Source organism: Acinetobacter sp. TWP2-2-3 (assembly GCF_049896445.1).
Classification (GTDB): domain Bacteria; phylum Pseudomonadota; class Gammaproteobacteria; order Pseudomonadales; family Moraxellaceae; genus Acinetobacter.
This window is the reverse complement of the sequence record NZ_JAFCUI010000030.1, coordinates 1-1,158: the sequence shown is the minus strand read 5'-3', so window position 1 is coordinate 1,158 and position 1,158 is coordinate 1. Positions and strand designations below refer to the sequence as shown.

Annotated in this window: 1 protein-coding gene; it reads right to left on the bottom strand. The window is 49.4% G+C overall.

Translation table 11 applies throughout. The annotated features are described in order from the left end of the window. A partial coding sequence (locus tag ACP7AK_RS15310) for an aldehyde dehydrogenase family protein (protein WP_425880203.1) occupies positions 1-1,158 on the bottom strand: 1,158 nt, incomplete at both ends.

The window sequence follows — 1,158 nt, the reverse complement described above, 5'->3', positions numbered from 1 at the left end:
AAGGTCTTCATGTCATTGGTGCCTTTAAAGATGGTCGGTTCAATATAGAAACCTTGACCGACTTCCTGACGTGCTTCACCACCGGTCAGGATCTGTGCACCTTCTTCACGGCCAGTGGCAATACAGCCCAGAATCTTGTCCTGCTGTTCCTGAGAAGCTTGCGCGCCAATCATAGTATCAGTATCCAGTGGATGACCGGTTTTAATGCGTTGTACCCGTTCTACTGCACGCGCTAAAAACTCATCGGCAATACTTTCCTGTACCAAGGCCCGGGAAGGGCAGGTACAGATTTCACCTTGATTCAGGGCAAACATGGCAAAGCCTTCCAGTGCCTTGTCCAGATAATCGTCTTCCTGATCCATGATGTCGGCAAAGAACAGATTCGGTGATTTACCGCCAAGTTCCAGCGTTACCGGAATAATATTTTCAGTTGCATACTGCATTATCATTTGGCCGACGGCAGTCGAGCCGGTAAAGGCAATCTTGGCAATACGGGGATTGGTCGCCAGTGGACGGCCGACTTCGACCCCGTAGCCATTGACGATGTTCAACACGCCCGGCGGCAAAATATCCTGAATCAGTTCAGCCAGAACCAGAATACTGACCGGAGTCTGTTCCGCAGGTTTCAGCACGATACAGTTACCTGCAGCTAGGGCAGGTGCCAGTTTCCAGGCAGCCATCAGAATCGGGAAGTTCCACGGGATAATTTGACCCACGACGCCCAACGGTTCATGAAAATGATAAGCAATGGTATCTTCATCGATTTCGGAAATGCCGCCTTCCTGTGCACGGATACAGCCGGCAAAATAACGGAAATGGTCAATGGCCAGCGGAATATCGGCAGCCAGTGTTTCACGAATTGGCTTACCATTGTCCCAGGTTTCTGCCACAGCCAGCAGTTCCAGATTTTGTTCCAGACGATCTGCAATTTTCAGCAGGATATTGGAGCGGGTGGTCGGTGATGACCGGTTCCATTGCTCTTTGGCTTTATGCGCTGCATCAAGCGCCAACTCAATGTCTTCTACAGAAGAACGCGGCACTTTGGTAAAGACTTTGCCATCTACCGGAGAGATATTGTCAAAGTATTCACCTTTGACTGGAGCGACCCATTCGCCGCCAATGAAATTATCGTATTGTGCTTTAAAATGAACTTTTGAA